The 20,371-nt window shown below is 44.1% G+C and carries 23 protein-coding genes and 1 tRNA gene; 18 read left to right on the top strand and 6 right to left on the bottom strand.

Translation table 11 applies throughout. The features are described 5' to 3' along the window. The first annotated feature begins 21 nt into the window (after positions 1–21). A complete protein-coding gene (locus DW015_RS13560) occupies positions 22–174 on the top strand; it encodes a hypothetical protein (protein WP_181979662.1) in 153 nt (50 codons plus the stop codon). Beyond that, complete coding sequence (locus DW015_RS02025; RefSeq protein ID WP_117903823.1) at positions 155–1,009, top strand: amino acid ABC transporter substrate-binding protein; 855 nt, start codon at positions 155–157, stop codon at positions 1,007–1,009. The genes DW015_RS13560 and DW015_RS02025 overlap by 20 nt, the downstream gene beginning before the upstream one ends. Positions 1,010–1,265: 256 nt before the next feature. On the opposite strand, the gene DW015_RS02020 is transcribed toward DW015_RS02025, so the two are convergent. Next, positions 1,266–1,754: an NUDIX domain-containing protein gene (locus DW015_RS02020; RefSeq protein WP_117856663.1), complete on the bottom strand. Its 489-nt coding sequence runs from the start codon at positions 1,752–1,754 to the stop codon at positions 1,266–1,268. 88 nt (positions 1,755–1,842) lie between these two features. Beyond that, positions 1,843–1,935, bottom strand: a tRNA-Ser gene (locus tag DW015_RS02015). A 442-nt stretch (positions 1,936–2,377) separates the two neighbouring features. Between DW015_RS02015 and DW015_RS02010 the strand changes: the two genes are divergently transcribed. Then, complete coding sequence (locus tag DW015_RS02010) at positions 2,378–4,237, top strand: GGDEF domain-containing protein (protein ID WP_207659345.1); 1,860 nt, start codon at positions 2,378–2,380, stop codon at positions 4,235–4,237. Between the two features lie 173 nt (positions 4,238–4,410). After that, positions 4,411–5,724 carry a hypothetical protein gene (locus DW015_RS02005; RefSeq protein WP_147338126.1) on the top strand — a complete coding sequence of 438 codons (1,314 nt, stop codon included), beginning with the start codon at positions 4,411–4,413 and terminating at the stop codon, positions 5,722–5,724. Positions 5,725–5,782: 58 nt separating this feature from the next. On the opposite strand, the gene rlmH is transcribed toward DW015_RS02005, so the two are convergent. The 4 genes from rlmH to DW015_RS01985 all read right to left on the bottom strand — a co-directional run bounded on the left by rlmH (position 5,783) and on the right by DW015_RS01985 (position 9,233). Beyond that, on the bottom strand, positions 5,783–6,268 hold the full coding sequence (rlmH, locus tag DW015_RS02000) for a 23S rRNA (pseudouridine(1915)-N(3))-methyltransferase RlmH (RefSeq protein ID WP_117903817.1): 486 nt from the start codon (positions 6,266–6,268) through the stop codon (positions 5,783–5,785). Beyond that, positions 6,265–7,050, bottom strand: coding sequence for an MBL fold metallo-hydrolase (locus tag DW015_RS01995; protein ID WP_117903815.1), 786 nt, complete (start codon positions 7,048–7,050; stop codon positions 6,265–6,267). Before DW015_RS01995 ends, rlmH begins: the two co-directional genes overlap by 4 nt. Before the next feature lie 2 nt (positions 7,051–7,052). Further along, on the bottom strand, positions 7,053–7,877 hold the full coding sequence (locus DW015_RS01990; RefSeq protein ID WP_117903814.1) for an HAD family hydrolase: 825 nt from the start codon (positions 7,875–7,877) through the stop codon (positions 7,053–7,055). 69 nt (positions 7,878–7,946) lie between these two features. After that, entirely contained in the window at positions 7,947–9,233 is a 1,287-nt protein-coding gene (locus DW015_RS01985) for a UDP-N-acetylglucosamine 1-carboxyvinyltransferase (RefSeq protein ID WP_046441649.1), read from the bottom strand. A gap of 479 nt (positions 9,234–9,712) precedes the next feature. On the opposite strand from DW015_RS01985, the gene DW015_RS01980 reads away from it, so the two are divergent. The 14 genes from DW015_RS01980 to DW015_RS01915 all read left to right on the top strand — a co-directional run bounded on the left by DW015_RS01980 (position 9,713) and on the right by DW015_RS01915 (position 20,357). Continuing rightward, positions 9,713–10,084, top strand: a complete 372-nt coding sequence (locus DW015_RS01980; protein ID WP_117903812.1) for a NusG domain II-containing protein — start codon at positions 9,713–9,715, stop codon at positions 10,082–10,084. A gap of 10 nt (positions 10,085–10,094) precedes the next feature. Next, positions 10,095–10,604, top strand: a complete 510-nt coding sequence (locus DW015_RS01975; RefSeq protein ID WP_117903810.1) for a Gx transporter family protein — start codon at positions 10,095–10,097, stop codon at positions 10,602–10,604. 218 nt (positions 10,605–10,822) lie between these two features. Then, positions 10,823–11,326, top strand: a complete 504-nt coding sequence (gene ruvC / locus DW015_RS01970) for a crossover junction endodeoxyribonuclease RuvC (RefSeq protein ID WP_117903808.1) — start codon at positions 10,823–10,825, stop codon at positions 11,324–11,326. Position 11,327: 1 nt separating this feature from the next. Next, positions 11,328–11,927: a Holliday junction branch migration protein RuvA gene (ruvA, locus tag DW015_RS01965; protein WP_117903806.1), complete on the top strand. Its 600-nt coding sequence runs from the start codon at positions 11,328–11,330 to the stop codon at positions 11,925–11,927. A 16-nt stretch (positions 11,928–11,943) separates the two neighbouring features. Further along, positions 11,944–12,981, top strand: a complete 1,038-nt coding sequence (gene ruvB, locus DW015_RS01960) for a Holliday junction branch migration DNA helicase RuvB (protein ID WP_117856641.1) — start codon at positions 11,944–11,946, stop codon at positions 12,979–12,981. Positions 12,982–13,203: 222 nt separating this feature from the next. Beyond that, on the top strand, positions 13,204–14,547 hold the full coding sequence (gene glmM, locus DW015_RS01955) for a phosphoglucosamine mutase (protein ID WP_117903804.1): 1,344 nt from the start codon (positions 13,204–13,206) through the stop codon (positions 14,545–14,547). 21 nt (positions 14,548–14,568) lie between these two features. Beyond that, the gene (locus DW015_RS01950; protein WP_347500997.1) at positions 14,569–15,249 is read left to right on the top strand and encodes an NAD(P)H-dependent oxidoreductase; all 681 of its coding nucleotides are present in this window, start codon (positions 14,569–14,571) and stop codon (positions 15,247–15,249) included. Positions 15,250–15,271: 22 nt separating this feature from the next. Continuing rightward, a complete protein-coding gene (locus DW015_RS01945; protein WP_117903800.1) occupies positions 15,272–16,135 on the top strand; it encodes a class I SAM-dependent methyltransferase in 864 nt (287 codons plus the stop codon). 28 nt (positions 16,136–16,163) lie between these two features. Next, positions 16,164–17,060 carry a PfkB family carbohydrate kinase gene (locus DW015_RS01940; protein WP_117903798.1) on the top strand — a complete coding sequence of 299 codons (897 nt, stop codon included), beginning with the start codon at positions 16,164–16,166 and terminating at the stop codon, positions 17,058–17,060. Positions 17,061–17,132: 72 nt separating this feature from the next. After that, positions 17,133–17,432, top strand: a complete 300-nt coding sequence (locus tag DW015_RS01935) for a hypothetical protein (protein ID WP_117903796.1) — start codon at positions 17,133–17,135, stop codon at positions 17,430–17,432. A 24-nt stretch (positions 17,433–17,456) separates the two neighbouring features. After that, positions 17,457–18,305, top strand: coding sequence for an energy-coupling factor transporter ATPase (locus DW015_RS01930; protein WP_022287452.1), 849 nt, complete (start codon positions 17,457–17,459; stop codon positions 18,303–18,305). Between the two features lie 12 nt (positions 18,306–18,317). After that, complete coding sequence (locus DW015_RS01925; RefSeq protein ID WP_022287451.1) at positions 18,318–19,181, top strand: energy-coupling factor transporter ATPase; 864 nt, start codon at positions 18,318–18,320, stop codon at positions 19,179–19,181. Positions 19,182–19,258: 77 nt separating this feature from the next. Next, entirely contained in the window at positions 19,259–20,062 is an 804-nt protein-coding gene (locus DW015_RS01920) for an energy-coupling factor transporter transmembrane component T (RefSeq protein ID WP_041337616.1), read from the top strand. A 10-nt stretch (positions 20,063–20,072) separates the two neighbouring features. Next, the gene (locus DW015_RS01915) at positions 20,073–20,357 is read left to right on the top strand and encodes a hypothetical protein (RefSeq protein ID WP_117903794.1); all 285 of its coding nucleotides are present in this window, start codon (positions 20,073–20,075) and stop codon (positions 20,355–20,357) included. Positions 20,358–20,371: the final 14 nt, after the last annotated feature.

Genomic DNA, 20,371 nt, shown 5'->3' with positions numbered 1-20,371 from the left:
GCCTATCTGCGGTCATTTTCTATGAAAAAGCACCCACAGCCTGCAAAGGTTTGGGCAATAATGATAATTGACAGTGACGTTATAATATGTTATTATATTAAAGTGTTAAAACGTATGAAATGGTATTTTGACGATACCCGAAAGGAAGTTAATAATGAAAAGATCTATTTTTAAGACTATCGCATCACTTTCCGCTGCTGCCATGATGCTTTTGGCTGTAGGCTGCGGAAGCACATCTGATTCTTCATCAGCAGTAGGCACAAACAGCACAGCCGCTGCAACAGGCGAGGATAATTCACTTCAGAAGGTTCTTGATTCAGGCAAGCTTGTGCTTGGTCTTGACCCAACATTCAAGCCAATGGGCTACACAGACGAGAACGACAACATCGTAGGCTTTGATATCGACGTTGCAAAGGAAGTTTGCTCAAGACTTGGTGTAGAGCTTGAAACTTACTCTGTAAACTGGGATACAAAGGAACAGGACCTTAATGCAGGCACAATAGATTGTATCTGGAACGGCCTTTCTGTCAGCGATGAGAGAAAGAAAGTAATGCTCATGAGTGAGCCTTACATGAAGAATGAAATGGTGTTCGTTGTAAACGGCTCAAGCGATGTTGCTTCACAGGCTGATCTTGCAGGCAAGAACATTGCCGTACAGAACGGCTCAACAGCACAGGAAACACTTCTTGCATCTGACGTTGTAGCAAATGGTGCGACAACAACAGAGCTTGCAACAAATGTTGAAGCCCTCCAGCAGTTGGAGCTTAACATGGTAGACGCAGCGTTCCTTGACTCAGTAGTTGCAAACTACGAGATATCCACATCAGGCAAGGATTACAAGGTGCTTCCTGACGGCCTTGACCCAGAGGAGTACGCTATCGGCTTCAGACTTGGTGATCAGGCACTTTGCGACAAGATCGAGGAGATCCTTCACGAAATGAAGCAGGACGGCAAGCTTGCTGAGATATCAACAACTTGGTTCGGAAGCGACATCACGACCATAGAATAATCACAAAAACATTCAATCGGACAGTCTTCGGGCTGTCCGATTTTTTTGCTTTATTAAGTTTTTCTGCGTGTCATATCTTTAGAAAATAAAAAGTCTCGCAAACAACGTGTTTACGAGACTTTTTGGCAAAGAACCGTAATTTTGATAGAAACCATCAAAGGGGGTGCAACTTCGGTTCAGAGGGGGGTGCAGTTCTCGATTTGAGGGGGTGCATTGTTTTTGACAACTCCACTGCCACTCCACGTCAAACCAGAATTTATAAATTAAGTTCTTCAATGAAATTTAGAATACGCTGCGTTGCCAACTCATCCCTGGACAGTTTTAGCAATCTATCAGCCGTAATCCATTTATAATTAGATGTTTCTCCTTCTTGCAAAACGATACTATCCTTATCTATATCCGTAATGCAAAGATACTCCACATAAAACGATTTATGGTTGTGGTGGAGCACCCTTCCTATTTCCACTAAATTATCGGAGGTAATTCCCGTTTCTTCATGAAGTTCTCTAGCGGCACAGGTTACAGGGGCTTCACCTTGTAAAGCAGAACCACCCGCTGTAGCCTCCCACATTCCGCCCAAATGCTTTCTTTTATCCCTTTGCATGATGAGATAACTTCCATCTATATGTCTAACGATTATTTCACAGACCAAATGAAAAAAACCTTCCGGAATTGCCTCTCCTCGAACCAGAGTTACACCTTGAATCTTTTTGAAATCTCTATCATAAGCGTCCCACAGTTCCATACTTCATTTTTCTCCATAAATTCCGATTTGTCTAACTCATTATAGCATAAAAATTCACCGCAATTCTATCAAAATTACGGTGGACTTTTGGCGGAGAAGGAGGGATTCGAACCCTCGATGAGCTATTAACCCATACACGAGTTCCAGTCGTGCGCCATAAACCGGGCTAGGCGACTTCTCCAGTTTATTATTTTCATATATGTCACATTACCTAAGCGACTTTAATATTATACCATATGATCTTTTACTTGTCAAGACATTTTTGAAACTTTTTTGTTCTTTTCTTATTCAGAAGTACTGTGTAAAAAAAAGTTGTCTCTGCGATGCTTTATTAACAATATTCCATGTTACCGAAAATTTTCGCAATTCAGAAAGCGATTAAGTGAATTATTTAGTTTATTTGTAACAAATTTAATCAAATATATGCATTGGTAATATTGAAAACAGCTTAATAATTTTACCGCAAAAATAAAATAGCCGTTAAAATGTTTACGAAAATTCACAAAATGCCTTTGACAACTCAAGGCAAATGTGATATAATATTTGAATAACTGTAGGGTGCAGTGCGTCTAAATGCGACATTATAGGGAAGGTGAGACATTTTGGGAAGAAAACGCATTGGAGTGATATTGTCTGAAGCAGAAAGCTATTATCAGGAAAGATTGCTGAAAGGCATAATGACAAAGGCTTTTCAGCTTGACTATGATGTGCTTATCTTCACAAGCTTTGTCAAAGAGTCATTCTTAAAAGCAGTGTCTGTTGGAGAAATGCAGATATATGACGCTATAAATTATGATAAGCTCGATGGCGTTATCGTTTTGGCAGATACATTAAAAATGCCTGGGCTTTTTGACAAAATATGCAGGGATATAGATGAGAAATGTCATGTTCCTGTGGTTTTTATAGATGGAAGCTATAAGGACTATGAAAGTATTTATACCCGTGACGAAATACCTTTTATGCAACTCACAGAACATCTTATCGAGGTCCATGGATGCAGGAAGATACTTTTTTTGAGCGGTCCGCTGGAGACTGCCACCACTCGTGAACGGCTTGCGGGATATAAGCGTGCCCTTGAAAAGCATGGCATAGAGTATGATCCGGACTTTGTCTGCTTTGACGGAGGCTTCTGGTATGATAAAGCGGCAGAGGTGGCAAATAATATCATCTATGGCAGACGTAAAAAGCCTGACGCTATCGTTTGCTGTGGAGATTATATGGCTATAGGCGTTGTACATGAATATCAGAAAAACGGTTTGAGCGTGCCTGAGGATATGATAGTTGCAGGTTATGACGCAATAGACGAGGCTATCCATTGCGTGCCAGCTATAACCTCGTGCTCACCGCCGATCTTTGAAACCGGTGTGAACGCAGTAATGACCATTGAAGCAAGGATCAAAGGCATTGAACCGCAGGGCCTTTTGGAGGACGGCGGCAAGGTGGAGATAGGTGCTTCCTGTGGCTGTCATGAGGATTACAGCTATACAAAACATGATTTGCTATCTCCTCAGAACAAGATGAATTATCATGACTTTTTGGACAGCAGTATGACCGATATAATGGCTTGCTCTAAAGATCCCGATGATCTGATGGCCAGGATACAATATTTTCTCTATCTTATCATTGATCAGAAGAGATATTATCTCTGCCTTAATGAGGATTGCCTTGGAGAGCATGAGATAGTAGGTGAGCTCTCCGCTGTTCAAAAAAAATATACAGAAAATATGGTGCTTTATATAAGAAACGTTGACGGCAAAAGCAGAACTCTCCATGATCCTTTTGAACTCAAAGAGATATTTCCTGATCTGGATGAAGAGCGTGAAAGCCATTGTGCATTCTTTATCACCCCAGTACATTTTATAGATCGGTGCTATGGCTATGCTGTGTTGTCTTACGGTGACGAAATAAAAACGATAGATATCACTTATCGTAATTGGACAAATCATGTAAGCAATGCTCTGGAATCAATGCGGATACAAAATTCCATAGCTAATCTTGCAGTCCGTGACGCTATGACAGGTGTTTATTCGAGAATAGGCATTGAGAAAAATATCCAGTTTGTTATTGACAGAATGTCAGATCCGAAAAATAAGGCTTTTATTGCTGTCTGCGATCTGGACTGCCTTAAAAAGATAAATGATAATTTTGGCCATAACTGCGGTGATATTGCAATAAAAGCGATCGCAGACGCAGTTTTGGCATCGACAAAAAATCATGAGATATGTGCAAGGGTAGGCGGCGATGAGTTTGTGGTGATAGGCTGTAATGACTATAACAACAACTATCCTGAACGATTTTCTGCAAGGGTCAACGACCGGCTTAGGGTATATAACAGGTTTGCAGGTAACGAGTTTGAGGTCAGCGTCAGTATAGGCGGTATTTGTAAACATATAACAGATATCCACGAGCTTGAAGATATGTTTACACAGGCGGATAAGATAATGTACGCAAGTAAATTGGAAAGACATAAAAACAGGAAATAGCAATAGATAAAATATCAGTGCATTACAACGGACGGTCAGTGATCGTCCGTTTTTGCGTGTGAGAGACACATATCCACTTGACTTATAGGCTCAAATGTAGTATAATGTAAAAGTTAAGGCGGTTTTCTGCCTGTTAGTAAGACGATTTTTTCGGAAAGGGAATGGATAATAAAATGGCTAAAGCTAAAAAAATAACGGCTGCTCTTACTGCCGCATTGCTTTGTACTGCGAGCCTTACCTCTTGCTCGGACACAAGCTATGTGATGACAGTAGGTGACAGCAAGATAAACGCAGGTATCTACATTTATAATGAGCTTACAGAAATGTCATATCAAATGACGATGATGTATTATCAGAAAGGCATCAAAAAAGACTATTTCGATCAGAAGATAGACGGAAAGGCATTTGACGAGTATCTTTCAGACTATGCTCTCACTGCAACTAAGGAGTATGCGGCTGTAGTTGACAAGTTCAACGAGCTTGGACTTACTCTTTCAGATGAGGATATAAAGTCCATTAATAACAGCATAAGCAGCACATGGGATTCTCAGGGCGAGTTTTACGAGTCAGAGGGTATCTCAAAGGAATCTGTAAAGCTTGCACTCAAAGGCTCGAAAATGAGGGAAGAGCTTTTTGATCACTACTATGCAGAGGGCGGCGAGGAAGCCGTTTCAGACGATGAAATGGTGAAGTATCTTGATGATAACTACCTGAGATATAAGTCCATTTCCTTTGCAAAAACTAAAGCATCAACTGATTCTTCATCATCAGCCACTGACTCCTCTACAGATTCGGCAGCCGCTGCAAATGAGGAAGCCAAGGCAAAAAGAGATGAGTTCCTTGAAAAGGCTCAGGGCGTTTCGTTTGACGATTTCGATAGCATTATAGACGAGTACAACGACTACGTTGCTTCAAAGAAAGCCAAAGATTCCAGTTCCGCCGCTGACAGCGATTCATCAGCCTCAGACAGTTCAACAGCGTCAGACGACACATCTTCCGTATCAGACATCGACACAAGCTCCACAGCAAGCGATGACACATCTTCAGTTTCTGACAGCACAGCAGATTCAAGCTCCGCTTTAGACAGCGACTCGTCAACGGACAGCTCATCATCAGAGCCTGACCCATATGCAAATGAGAAAATGATGAACTACGGTGCAATGGACGATTCACAGAAAGACACTGTAAACGGCAAAATACTCAAAGAAGTAAGCGGTATGAGCACAGACGTTGCAACAGCTTATGAGGACGATAACGCATATTACATTCTTATCAAGGGCGATATAAAGGGCAGAGATACAGAATATGCCAAGGACAAACATGAAGATATTCTAAAAGAAATGAAGAGCGATGAATTTCAGAAGAAATTAACAAGCTGGGTAGAAAAGCTTGACATCAAGGTGAACAATAAGGCGATAAAGCGTTACACTCCGAAAGTTGTCTACGATAAGCAGACAGAGTATTACAGCAAGAACAAAAATTCATAGCAGATAAAATTACCGCCGCAACCGAGTTTGGTTGCGGCGGCTTTGTCATATCCGAAATTCACTTATGATACCTAGTATTAGCACTTATCTGAAACGCCCTGTAAATCTGCTCCAAAAGCATTATCCTTGCAAGCTGGTGCGGAAATGTCATTTCTGACATTGATAAGCGTAGGTCAGCTTTCGCCTTTATCTCAGGGGCAATGCCGAATGACGAGCCTATTATGAAATTCACTGTGCTGAATCCGTTCAGACCGCATTCGCTGAGCTTTTTGGACAGCTTTTCACTTGAAAGCTGCTTGCCCTCAATGCACATGGCAATGTTGAAAGCCCCTTTGATGTCAGTGTAGCTTTTCATGGCTTTCGCCTCGTTTTCAAGCGCCGCCGCTATCTCCTTTTCGGAGGGGTTGTCAGATAACCTCGACTCGTTCAGCTCAACTATTTCAAGCTTGCAGAACGCCCCCAGCCGCTTTGAGTATTCCGCCGCAGCGTCACGCCAGTATTTTTCTTTCAGCTTTCCAACTGTAATAAGATTTATCCTTATCAAAATGCCACCGCCATTCCGCTGCCCTCAGGCTTTGCTATATGTAAAATATAGTCGCTGTTGCGCTCGTAATCCCCAAGTGCTCCCACAGCCGAGTTTTCAGCCTGCAAAGGTGTGTTGTTTTCCTGACTTAAATGCCCTAAAATAAATTTATATGTACCTGCTGTCATAAGCTTTTTTAGCTGTTCTCCGCAGGCAGAGTTTGAAAGGTGGCCGTGGTCTGAAGCGATGCGCCTTTTCAGCTCGTATGGATAAGGTCCATTTTTCAACATTGACTCATCATAATTTGACTCCAGCAAAACAAGGTCAGAACCGCTCAGGTGCATATCCACCTCATTTGTAACAGTGCCAAGGTCGGTGCATACGCACACCTGCTTGCCGTCGGGGGTCTTTATCTGATATCCACAGCTTGCAGGGGTGTCATGAAATGTGGCAAAACCTTTTACGGCATAATCTCCTATGCACACTTCATTGCCGTCCACCTCGTTGACATCACAGGCAGGGTCTATTTTACCGCCAGATACAAGTATCTCAAGATTGGTCTTTTGGGCAAATACAGGGATATGATATTTCTTAGTGAGAACTTTAAGCCCAGAAACATGGTCGGAATGTGTGTGTGTGATAAAAATTCCCTGTATCACAGCAGGGTCGATCTCGTTAGCTTTCAAAGCCTCACAAAGACGTTTGCAGGATACTCCTGCGTCAACAAGTATCCCGCCGTCACTGTTGCCGATAAAAGAGCTGTTGCCCTTGCTTGATGAAAAAAGTGGATATATCCTTGCCATAACTAATTCCTTTCAAAAGTTTTCAGAAGATACTCTGCAACGCCGTTTTCTTCATTTGAGCCTGTCACCTCGTCACAGCCTTCAAGCACCTCTTTGCAGGCGTTTTTTACCGCCACGCTTTTATCAGCAGCCTTGAACATAGGCAGATCGTTGGTGTTGTCGCCAAAAGCCGTTACAAAGTCAAAGCCGTAATTCTCACGAAGATACCTCACGCCCTGCTCCTTAGATGCCACCGAAGAGAACACTTCAAGATACCAAAGCTTGGGGTCATAAACATCATAATAGTATGTGATGTTCAGCTTTTCATTTTCTTTAAGAGCGTCATACAGCGGTACAAGTTTTTCTTTTTCTGCAATAAATGTGAAGTATATCACATTGTCGATGTACTGAGAAAGGTCACTGACCTGCGTGAAAGACTTGTAATATTTCTCTCTGCGTTCGTTGTAAAAGCTCTCCATTGCAGGTGAAATAAGCCTCTCATATCTTGTGGAAAGCTGGTTATCTGAAACCGAGTACATAAAAGGCTCTAAACCAAGCCCTTTTGAAAGACCTATGATAAGACCGCAAAGCTCCCTGGAAAGGCTGTTTATCTTGACGTATTTTTTCTCCGCCATATCATAAATAAGCACGCCGTTCATAAGTATAACGGGAAGCTTCAGGTCAAGCCCCGAAAGTATTTTTCCTGCGGAAGCAAGCGTCCTTGCAGTGGCGGCAGTGAAGTTAAGCCCCTTTGCCATGAGCCTGTTCAAAGTGTCTCTTGTGAACTCCGTCACCTCTGCATTGCCGTTAAGCAGCGTTCCGTCAAGGTCGGAAATAAAAAGCTCCATATCATGTCCTCTCAAATGCTGTAAAAAACGGCGGCAAATAATATGCCGCCGCAGTGTTATCAATATTTATCAGCCGCTAAGCTCCATTTCGTTAGCGTCAGGCTTGTAAACACGCTGAATGTCAGCTCCAAGCCCTCTGAGCTTCTCATCTATCTTTTCATATCCTCTTTCGATGTAGAAAATATTGTCTATCTCAGTAGTGCCCTCTGCGGCAAGTCCTGCTATCACCATGGCAGCGCCTGCTCTCAGGTCAGTTGCCACAACAGGAGCGCCTTTGAGCTTGCCAACGCCCTGAATAACAGCCACCTTGCCGTCAACAGAAATGTCAGCGCCCATTCTTCTAAGCTCAGCCACATATCTGAATCTGTTGTCAAAAATATCGTCTGTAACGATGCTCGTACCCTCTGCAAGCGTCAGCAGTGTTGAGAACTGCGGCTGCATATCAGTAGGGAAGCCAGGGTGCGGCATAGTTTTTATAGAAGTTTTCACGAGCGGACCGTCCACCCAAACATGAACGCTCTCGTCGCTTTCCTCAACGTTTACGCCTACCTTGCGGAGCTTTGCCGTGATAGACTCAAGGTGTTTAGGGATAACATTTGCGATAACAACGTCGCCCTTTGTGGCAGCCGCCGCTACCATATAAGTGCCTGCCTCTATCTGGTCAGGGATAGTCGCATAGGTAACGCCTTTGAGGTAATCAACGCCTCTTATCTTGATAACGTCTGTACCTGCGCCTCTAATATCAGCACCCATTGAGTTAAGGAAGTTCGCAAGGTCAACGATATGAGGCTCTTTCGCCGCATTTTCGATTATAGTAAGCCCCTTTGCCTTTACAGAGGCAAATATTGCATTCATAGTTGCGCCAACTGTAACAAAGTCAAAGTATATCTGATTGCCCACAAGCTCGTCTGCTGTGACATGATTAGCTCCGTTCACTATCTCGTCAGACGCACCAAGCGCCTTGAATGCTTTCAAATGCTGATCTATAGGTCTGTCGCCAAGGTCACAGCCGCCCGGCATCGGAACAAAAGCCTCGTGAAATCTTCCAAGCAGCGTGCCAAGAAAATAGCATGACGCTCTCATGGTTCTTGCAAGCTCATATGGCACTTCAGGCTTTTCAATGCCCTTTGTGTCAAAATATATAGTATTCTTATCTAAAAGTCTGACCTCTGCGCCCATTTCACGCAGGATCTTCATGCACTTAGTTATATCGCTTATCTCAGGCACGTTCTCAAGAACGCACGGCTCGTCGCACAGGATAGTTGCCGCAACCAATGCAACAGCAGCGTTTTTTGCACCGCTTATCTGCACAGTACCATGCAGCGGCTTACCTCCATGTATAACAAACTTCTCCAAGTTTACACACTCCTTAACGAGATTGTCGGCTTCTCTCTGCCGACGCTCAGATTATTATACCACAGCCACAGGCAAAATAAAAGCAAAAAGCAAGAATTTCAACGATTTGGTTAAAATCATTTAACATACATCCAAGCAATCGTTAAATCTGCCCATATAATGCAGGCTATGGCGGTCTATAAAAAGAACAAATGTTCACATACTCTTAACAATAGAATATCCAACTCTTATATTTTAACACACCCCATTCAAAAAATCAATAGTGAATAAGGATATTTTGATAAATTTTCGACAATTTTTTCGGCTTTTTCGATGAAAATTACAGCAATGTTACAACTGTACGAAATCTTGTACCTTATTGTAACCTTGCTGTAATATTTAAGTACAAAAAATCAGACACTTGCCGTTTGTCTTGACGAAAAAGAACGGCTGTGGTATACTCATAACAACAGATATACTGTAAAAAGGGGAGTGCGGCAGTGGTAAGAAGAAAGAATCTCATATGGGCGGCAGTTTTTGCGGCTGTTATCGCTGCGTGCCTGATGTTTATTTTCCTCACAGGTGGAAAGAACGGAGAAAATTCTGCCGAGATATATGAAAACGGCAAGCTCATAAAGACTGTTTCTGACCTTTCCCCCGATAAGGAGTATTCCTTTGAGATAAAAACAGAAAATGGCACTAATACCATAACCGTTGGCGAGGGAAGCATTTGGGTGTCAGTCGCAGATTGCTCGAATCAGACCTGTGTTCATGCAGGAAAGATATCCCACGCAGGACAGACCGTCATTTGTGCACCGCACAAGCTTGTGATAAAAATAGTCGGTGAGACCTCTGCTGACGCTGTGATATAGGGGTGGAAGCATGAAGATATCAGTACAAAAAATCACCCTTATAGGAATTTTTACCGCCTTGTCACTTATCATTTTCATGGTGGAGGCACAATTCCCTGTTATGCCCATAGGCGGCATGAAGCTTGGGCTTGCAAATATCGTCACAATGGCAGCAATGCTTTTTGTCGGTAGAAAAGAAGCAGGCTTGGTGCTGCTTTTGAGGATAGTCCTTGCGGCAGGGCTTTACGGAACTGTGGTGAGCTTTGCGTTCTCACTCACAGGCGGAATTTTAGCGTATATCGCCATGTGCATTGCGGTTTCGAGAGTTGGTGAAAACCAGCTTTGGGTGACTTCGGTTTTCGGCGGCTTTTTTCATAACATAGGACAGCTCTGTGCGGCGGCAGTGATATCAGGCACATGGGCGGTGTTCAGCCTTTTGCCTTATCTCATAATAAGCGGCATTCTCACAGGCACACTCAATGGTCTTATCCTCCAAAGATTGTGGAAGTCGCCGCTTAGAAAATACAGCATAAAAAGATAACAGCGGCGTCAGGGGCATACCTGATGACCGCTGTTTTGTTCTATAGTCAGTTTAGCCAAAAACAGACTTTTCACAAAGTGGCATTTCTACATTTTTGCCTTGTGAGAAATAGGTGAAAACTCAGCGTTTTGCTTGCATTTGACCGAAAAATATGGTATAATTAGTTGTTATAATAGGGTCATTATAGGATAGCGTTGAAATTGAACGGAGGAGTGGATTTGAGAATACTTGGTATCGACCCGGGCTACGCCATTGTGGGATTCGGAGTGCTTGAATACAACAGCGGAAAATTCACTGTTGTTGACTACGGTGCAATAACCACTTCTTCGGATATGGATTTCAACAGACGGCTGAAAGTCATCTATGATGATATGACCGAGATAATAACTACCTATATGCCTGACGAAATGGGAATAGAAAAGCTTTTTTTCAATACCAATGAAAAGACCGCCATTGACGTTGCACAGGCAAGGGGAGTGACCCTGCTTCCTGCCATAATAAGAAATATTCCAATCTATGAATATACGCCTTTGCAGGTGAAATGCTCCATAGTCGGCTATGGACGTGCCGAGAAAAAGCAGGTGCAGGAAATGACAAAGACCATGCTTCATCTTAAAGCTATCCCAAAGCCTGACGATACAGCGGACGCAGTGGCTATCGCTATAACTCACGGGCTTTCGGTGAACACAAGGCGTGTTATGAAAAATTTTGAGGAGAAATAATATGATATATTCACTTAGCGGAAAGCTCGTTCATACCGAGAGCGACCTTGCCGTAATAGAATGTGCAGGCGTGGGCTATGCCTGCAAAACTACTTTTTCCACCTTGCAGCAGATTGCAGGAAAAAGCGAGGTCAAGCTTTACACTCACCTCTCCGTAAGGGAGGACGCGGTGGAGCTTTTCGGCTTTGCAACTAAGGAGGAGCTTAAAAGCTTCCGTATGCTCATATCTGTCAGCGGAGTAGGTCCGAAGGCAGGTCTTGCCATACTTTCAGCCTGCACTCCGTCACAGTTTGCGCTTGCGGTTGCAACGGGGGATTCAAAGGCTTTCACAAAGATAAAGGGTATCGGTACAAAGATAGCACAAAGGATAGTCCTCGAGCTTAAAGATAAGGTGGCAAAAGAGAATACCATATCCGTCAGAGGAAATGCGGCTCAGGGCTTTGCGGCTGTTCCAAGCGGAGCTGTCGAAGAAGCTGTCACAGCCCTTGTGGTGCTTGGATATACCGAGGGCGAAGCAATGTCAGTGATATCAAAGCTTGACCCGAATTTGAGCGTTGAAGAGCTTATAAAGAAAGCCCTTATCGGACTTGCGAAATTTTGAGAGGAGAACTCCATAAATGATCGAAAAAGGAGATTTTGATATAGACAGGATAGTCACCCCGAAAGAAACTCAGGCGGAAACAACTGACGATTTCGAGGTGAGCCTTAGACCTAAAACACTTGACGAGTATATCGGTCAGGAAAAGGTCAAGGAGAACCTGAAAATATATATACAAGCGGCAAAAAACAGGGGCGACAGCCTTGACCATGTTCTGCTTTACGGCCCACCGGGACTAGGCAAGACCACTCTTTCTGCCATAATCGCTCACGAAATGGGAGTGAATATCAGGATAACCTCAGGACCTGCCATTGAAAAGCCGGGCGACCTTGCAGCACTTCTCACAAACCTAGAAAAAGGCGATGTGCTTTTTATAGACGAGATTCACCGCCTTTCAAGACAGGTGGAGGAAGTTCTTTATCCCGCTCTTGAAGATTATGCCCTGGATATAATCATGGGCAAAGGTCCTGCGGCAAGGTCTATAAGGATCGAGCTTAACAAGTTCACTCTTATAGGTGCGACCACAAGAGCAGGCTCGCTTTCTGCACCGCTGAGAGATCGTTTTGGCGTTATCCAGCGTTTGGAGCTTTACAATACAGAACAGCTTTCCGATATCGTAAAGCGTTCCGCAGTTTTGCTTGGCGTGGCTTGTGATGATGACGGTGCAGAGGAGATAGCGAAGCGTTCAAGAGGAACTCCAAGAATAGCAAACCGCTTTCTCAGAAGAGTAAGGGATTTTGCCGAAGTTATGGGCGACGGCAGGATAACCGCAGACATTGCAAAGATAGCCCTCAACAGAATGGACGTTGACAAGCTGGGACTTGACTCTCTCGACAAACGTCTGCTGACAATGATAATAAAAGGCTATGACGGCGGCCCAGTGGGACTTGAAACCCTTGCGGCGGCTATCGGCGAGGAGTCAGTCACCATTGAGGACGTTTGCGAGCCGTATCTTATGCAGTTAGGTTTCCTCTCAAAGACCCCTAGGGGACGTGTGGCGACACAGCTTGCTTACGATCATCTGGGATTTCTCAAGGACGGACAAACGCACCTGTGAGCTTAATGAGGAATGAGGAATGAGGAATGAGGAGTGAGGAATTATGGTATCGCCTGCGGCGATGAATTTCTTGTTCTGTATTGGCGATTTTTGGTCGCCTTTACCGCACTTTTCTGTCTTTGATAAAAATTGTATCGGATAAATTTAATATGTGTGTTAATATAGAGTTTACATAAATAAAAAATAATATAGAGGTATGACCTCGAAAAGGAGCTAATTATTATGGGAAGATTATTTGGAACTGACGGCGCAAGAGGAGTAGCTATTACAGAGCTTACCTGTGAGCTTGCTATGCAGATAGGCAGAGCTGCCGCAATGGTGCTCACGAAGGAAACAAACCACAAGGCTAAGATAATCATAGGCAAGGATACCCGTATCTCAGGCGACATTCTGGAGTCAGCACTGGTGGCTGGTATTTGCTCAGTTGGTGCAGACGCTCATATACTCGGTGTTGTTCCTACCCCTGCCGTTGCAATGCTTGTAAAGAAATACAACGCAGACGCAGGCGTTATGATATCCGCTTCACACAATTCTGTTGAGTTTAACGGCATAAAGCTTTTCTCAGGCACAGGCTTCAAGCTTTCTGACGAGATAGAAAACGAGATAGAAGCACTTATCCTTGACACACCTGAGAAGATAGAGCTGAAAGACGGCTGCGATATAGGTCACGTTTATTACGAAAAGGACGCAGCTTGGGATTATATCCGCTACGTTATGAAAACAGTTCAGACAGATTTCAATGGTATCCGTGTGGCGCTTGATTGTGCAAACGGCTCAGCTTCCGTGTGCGCACAGAGAATTTTTGAGGGACTTGGTGCAAAGTGCATAATGCTCAACGATAAGCCTGACGGAACGAATATAAATAAGGATTGCGGCTCAACACATATCGAGGGTCTGCAAAAGGCAGTTGTTGATAACCATTGCGATATAGGTCTTGCCTTTGACGGCGACGCTGACAGATGTCTTGCAGTTGACGAAAAGGGCGAGCTTATCGACGGTGACAAGATACTTGCTATCTTCTCAAAATATATGAAGAACATGGGTATCCTCAAAAATAATACCTGCGTTGTTACCGTTATGACGAACCTCGGTTTCTTTAAGTATGCAAAAGCAAACGGTATCGTTGCAGCTACCACAAAGGTGGGCGACAGATACGTCCTTGAAGAAATGCTCAAAGGCGGATATAATATCGGCGGCGAGCAGTCAGGTCATATCATTCTTCTTGACTATGCAAACACAGGCGACGGTGAGCTGACAGGAACAAAGCTTCTGACAGTCCTCAAATGCACAGGCGAAAAGGCAAGCGAGCTTGCTTCCTGCATGGAGTGCTATCCGCAGGTACTTGTGAACGTTAAGATAACAGCAGACAAAAAGGGTATGTGGGATAAAGTCCCTGAGATAACAGACGCTATCAAGATGTATTCCGAAAAGCTTGGGGACGAGGGCAGGATACTTGTCCGTGAGTCAGGCACAGAGCCACTTGTTCGTGTTATGATAGAGGGCAAGAGAACAGGCATAATCACAGAATATGCACACAAGATAGCGGAGCTTATCGAAAAAATGTAAGGTGATATTTTGAAAATAGCTTTGATAAATGGTCAAAACCATAAAGGCTCTACATATCATATAGGCAGAATGTTAGCCGATAAACTTGGCGGCGAGGTGACAGAGTTCTTCCTGCCGAGAGATTTCGGCGAGTTCTGCTGCGGCTGTACCAATTGCTTTATGAAAGGCGAAGAAAAGTGTCCTCACTTTGAAAAGCTCGACCCTATCACCAAAGCGGTGGACGAAGCAGACGTGCTGATACTTACTTCCCCTGTGTATGTCTACCACTGCACAGGCTCGATGAAAGCATGGCTCGACCATTACGGTTGGCGCTGGATAGTCCACCGTCCAGAGGAGAAAATGTTCTCAAAGCGTGCTGTGGTTATATCTACAGCCGCAGGTGCAGGTATGAAAAGCACTAACAAAGATATGGCGGATAGCTTGTCATTCTGGGGAGTGCCTAAGATATATAAGATAGGCTTCGGCATACACGCAACGAGCTGGAGCAAGGTTTCCGACAAAATGCTTGCGAAGATAGAGAAAAAGACTGATCGCATTGCTGCAAAGCTTAAAAGCGACAGCTTTGAGCCAAAGGTCAGTGCTAAGGGCAGAATGTATTTCACTATTTTCCACTTTGCAAACAAAAAGGGCTGGAATCCTGCTGACAGTGCATATTGGCAGGCAAAGGGCTGGACGGAAAATAAAAGGCCGTGGAAAAAGTAAATTTTATATAAGGATAAAAAATATGAGAATTGCAGAAAACTGGAAAGACTATAAGATAATAGATACTTCAAGCGGAGATAAGCTTGAAAGCTGGGGTGGAAAGGTGCTTGTAAGACCTGACCCTCAGATAATCTGGAAGTCACCGAAGCGTTCTGACCTTTGGACAAAGGCAGACGGCATTTATCACCGCTCCTCAAAGGGAGGCGGCGAATGGGAATACAGAAAGCGCCTGCCTGAAAGCTGGAACATAGGCTATAAGAATTTGAAGTTTATAATCAGACCAACGGGCTTCAAGCACACAGGTCTTTTTCCTGAACAGGCTGTGAACTGGGACTTCATGGCTGACAAAATAAGAAACGCAGGCAGAGAGATAAAGGTGTTAAACCTCTTTGCATACACAGGCGGAGCTACCCTTGCCTGTGCCGAAGCAGGTGCAAGCGTTTCACACGTTGACGCATCAAAGGGCATGGTGCAGTGGGCAAGAGAGAACGCCGCTGTGTCAGGGCTTTCCGATAAGCCTATTCGCTGGCTTGTGGACGATTGCGAAAAGTTCGTTCAGCGTGAGATACGCCGTGGAAAGACATATGACGCTATCGTTATGGATCCTCCGTCCTACGGCAGAGGACCCGGCGGAGAGATATGGAAGCTTGAAGATTGTATCTATGACCTTGTAAAGACCTGCTCAGGCGTTTTGAGCGACGAGCCGCTTTTCTTCCTGCTCAACAGCTATACCACAGGACTTTCACCCTCAGTTATGGCATATATCCTGAGAGATGTCCTCGGCACAAAGTTCGGAGGAAACGTCACGGCTGATGAGATAGGATTGCCTGTTGAGGCAACAGGCGGTGTGCTTCCATGCGGTTCAACGGCAATTTGGCAGAAATAGCTTTGCTATAGTAAGGAATAGTGTTCACATGAAATATGCTGAGAATTATGTTTATATGTACGGTCAAATGATCTCCACCTGTTCGTTCCTTCTTGACGGTGATTTTCCAAAGGCAGACGGCACGGCAGAGATAAAGGAAAAATATCACCTTGTCGGTGGTGAGACCGGAACAGCGGCGGCTGTTCTTTGTAGTCTGAATGTGCCTGTAAAGCTTGGCGGCACTCACCTTGGAAGCGGCAATGAAAAGCTTATAAAGGATTATTTTGCAGACAAGACCGCTGACCTTTCGGAGCTTGTTACAGAGGGTTTCGAGGGCGTGACCGACTATGTTATCATAGATAAAAATACACGCACCTGTTTTGGCGAGTGGGATAAGCTTTATTCACGTTCGGAGCCTTTTTATGAACAGCCTTCGGAGGAGTCAGTGAAAAATTCAGCCTGTGTTGCGGCTGACCCTTATTTTGGTGATAAGATAGCTGAGTATTGCGTAAAATATGGCAAGAAATACGTCACCATAGATTGTGCCTATGACAGTTATATCCATGAGCATTGTGCAGTAAATTGCATATCTCATCAGCACCTTGATGAATATTATCCAGATAAAAGCTATGATGAGCTTTTCAGGCTTTATACAGATAATACAGACGGGCTTGTGATATTTACCCTTGGTGAAAAGGGTGCGATGTATGGCAGAAAGGGTGCTGTGCCAAAGATGTGCCCTGCATTTAAAGTTGACGTAGTGTCAACACTTGGCGCAGGGGACAGCTTTAAGGCAGGCGCTGTATATGGGCTTTATAAAGGTCTTGATGACGATACATTGGTGAAAACAGCTTGTGCTGTGGCAGGTGCGGCGGTGGAAAAGTTCCCTATCGCACTTTATCCGCCAACAGTAAAAGATATTGAAAAGCTTATGGGCAATATGTAGGGGCGAACAGCGTTCGCATACCCATATACTATAATAAGGTATAGACCAAAATTTCAGACAGGAGGAAACATTATGTCTTTTGATTTTGATGAACTTAAACACAAGGCAGGAAATATGCTTGAAAAGGGTAAGGAAAAAGCCCATGAAGCCGCCGAAAGTGAAAAGGGGCAGAAGATAAAGAGCAAAGCAGGAGAGCTGTTTGAAAAGGGAAAGGAAAAAGCCCACGAGTTCGCCGAGAGCGAAACGGGCAAAAAGGTAAAAAACAAGGCTGAAAAGCTCCTTGATAAAGGAATAGACAAAGCCGAAAATGTTTACGAAAAGCATAAGGAAAGAAAGGCTGAACAGAAAGAACAGCCTGATAGTAAGGAATAAACAGAATTTAGTAAGGAAAGTAAAATGAGCAGTTTTATTGAAATAAAGGATTTGCACTTTTCCTATGTGAACGACCTTGAAGAGCCGCCTGTGAAAACAGAGGTGCTCAAGGGCATAAATCTGAACATAGAAAAAGGCGAGTTTGTGGCAGTGCTTGGTCATAACGGCTCAGGCAAATCTACACTTGCAAAGTGCATAAACGCTATAAATCTCCCTGAGTCGGGGGCTGTCTATGTGAACGGCATGGACACTTTGGACGAAAATAACCTCCTGCCCATAAGAGAAAAGGTGGGCATGGTATTCCAAAACCCTGATAACCAGATAGTTGCAACTATCGTGGAGGAGGACGTGGCTTTCGCCCTTGAAAATATGGGCGTTGAGCCGAATGAGATACGCAGGCGTGTTGACGAGGCTCTTAAAACCGTCGGTATGTATGAATACAGACTTCATGCACCCCATAAGCTTTCGGGCGGACAGAAACAGCGTGTGGCTATCGCTGGCATAATCGCAATGAAGCCTGATTGTATACTTCTTGACGAGCCTACCGCCATGCTCGATCCTCACGGCAGGGACGAGGTAATGAAAACTGTCAAAATGCTCAACGAGCAGGGCGTTACTATCGTGCTTATCACCCATTATATGGAGGAAGCCGCACAGGCACAGCGTGTTGTTGTAATAGACGGCGGCGAGGTCATAATGGATAACGTTCCGAAGAAGATATTCTCAAATGTGGAAACCATGAAAAATCTGGGACTTGACGTGCCGCAGGTGACAGAGCTTTGCTGGGAGCTTAAAAAGGCAGGTTATGACATCTCCACCGAGATAATCCACGAGGACGAGTGCGTTCAGAAGCTTTATGAAATGCTTAAGTGATAGGGAGTAACAATGGCAGTAATTAAAACGGAAAACTTGACTTATGTTTACGGCGAGGGCACACCCTTTCGCAAAACAGCCGTAGACAATGTTAATATAGAGATAAATGACGGCGAAATGGTGGGTATAATAGGACATACAGGCTCAGGCAAATCTACCCTTATCCAGCATTTCAACGGTCTTTTGAAGCCCACGAGCGGAAGCGTCTATATAGACGGAGAAAGGCTGTGGGACGATAAATCAAGGCTTCGCCCTATAAGATTTAAGGTGGGTCTTGTGTTTCAGTATCCTGAGTATCAGCTCTTTGAGGAGACCTGTTATAAGGATATCGCATTTGGACCTAAGAATATGGGTATCAAGGAAGATCAGATAGACAAGTATGTGAAAGAAGCCGCAAGAATGGTGGGGCTAAGCCCTGAGATACTTGACAAATCGCCTTTCGAGCTTTCGGGCGGACAGAAAAGGCGTGTGGCTATAGCAGGCGTTATGGCAATGAACCCAAAGGTGCTTATCCTTGACGAACCTGCTTCGGGTCTTGACCCAAAGGGCAGAGAGCAGATACTTGGTCTTATAAGAGAGTATCATGAGCAGATGAAAAACACTGTTTTGCTGGTATCCCATTCTATGGAGGATATCGCAAAGAACGTTTCAAAGATACTCGTCATGAACGAATCGAAGCTTTTCTGTTATGACGATACCGTGAAGGTGTTCCACCGCTCTGAGGAGCTTGTGTCAATGGGACTTGCAGTGCCGCAGATAACAAGAGTTATAAACAGGCTCAAAGCCATGGGCATAGATATTAAGGACGATGTGTATACAGTTGGCTATGCGAAAAAGGTCATCCTTGAAATGCTGGAGCAGAAAAAGAATAAGTAAGCAGCGGACTGCCTTTGACCCATATGAGCAGAGAGCAGGACTGTGTAAGTTGAGATAGAAAATTGGAGGAATATACCTTGATAAAGGATATTACTATAGGACAGTATTTTCCCGGAAATTCTGTCATTCACCGAATGGACGCACGAATAAAGATAATAATGACGGCGGTTTTCATAGTAATGCTTTTCGCCGCAAACAGCGTGTGGGGACTTCTTGTGGGCATAGCTTTTACTATCCTCACTTTTATCATATCGAAAATACCCGGCAAACTCATGCTAAAAAGCTTGAAGCCTATCGTGCCGATAATAATATTTACGGCGATACTCAATCTGCTTTTTATCAGAACGGGCAAAGCTTATTTTGAGTGGAAATTTCTCAAGATAACCGATGAAGGCGTTGACACGGCAGTGTTCATGATGATAAGGATAATCTGCCTTATTGTCGGCACTTCGCTTCTTACCTATACCACCTCGCCTATCGACCTGACAGACGCTATCGAAAGATTGCTTTCACCGCTGAAAAAGATAAAAGTGCCTGTCCATGAGCTTGCAATGATGATGACTATTGCCCTGAGATTTATCCCTACCCTTATCGAGGAAACAGACAAGATAATGTCAGCACAGAAAGCAAGAGGAGCGGATATGGAAACAGGCTCGCTCATTCAGAAAGCCAAAGCCCTTATCCCAGTGCTGATACCGCTTTTTGTGGCATCGTTCAGACACGCCGAGGAGTTGGCTCTCGCTATGGAGTGCCGCTGTTATCACGGCGGAGAGGGCAGAACAAGAATGAAACAGCTCCATATGAGCATAGTCGATCTCTACGGCTCTATATTCTGCGTGCTGTTCCTTGCAGGCGTTATCGTCATAAATATAGTCGTTTAGGAGGGGTATTATGAGCAGTGTTTTTAAAGATATGGATCAGGACGACAGACTTGACACTTTGGAAAGAAAAGTCAAGAAACTTGAGAGAAATGTAAATGGGGGAAGTAAAATGTCAGGCATTATAAAAGAACTTATCGGCAGAGAATGTACCATTGACGGCGACGGTTTTTTCAGTACAAGATGCACCATTCTTGATGTCGATGACGAATGGGTAAAGCTCATCGTACACGAGAAGAAAAAGGACTTGACAAAAATAATAAGGATCGACAATATAGATTCCATAACACTCGACTAAAGAAACGGGATATA

Origin of the sequence: Ruminococcus sp. AF37-20 (assembly GCF_003460465.1) — a bacterium.
GTDB classification, from domain to species: Bacteria; Bacillota; Clostridia; order Oscillospirales; family Ruminococcaceae; genus Hominimerdicola; species Hominimerdicola aceti.
This window is presented reverse-complemented; position numbering and strand designations above follow the sequence as displayed.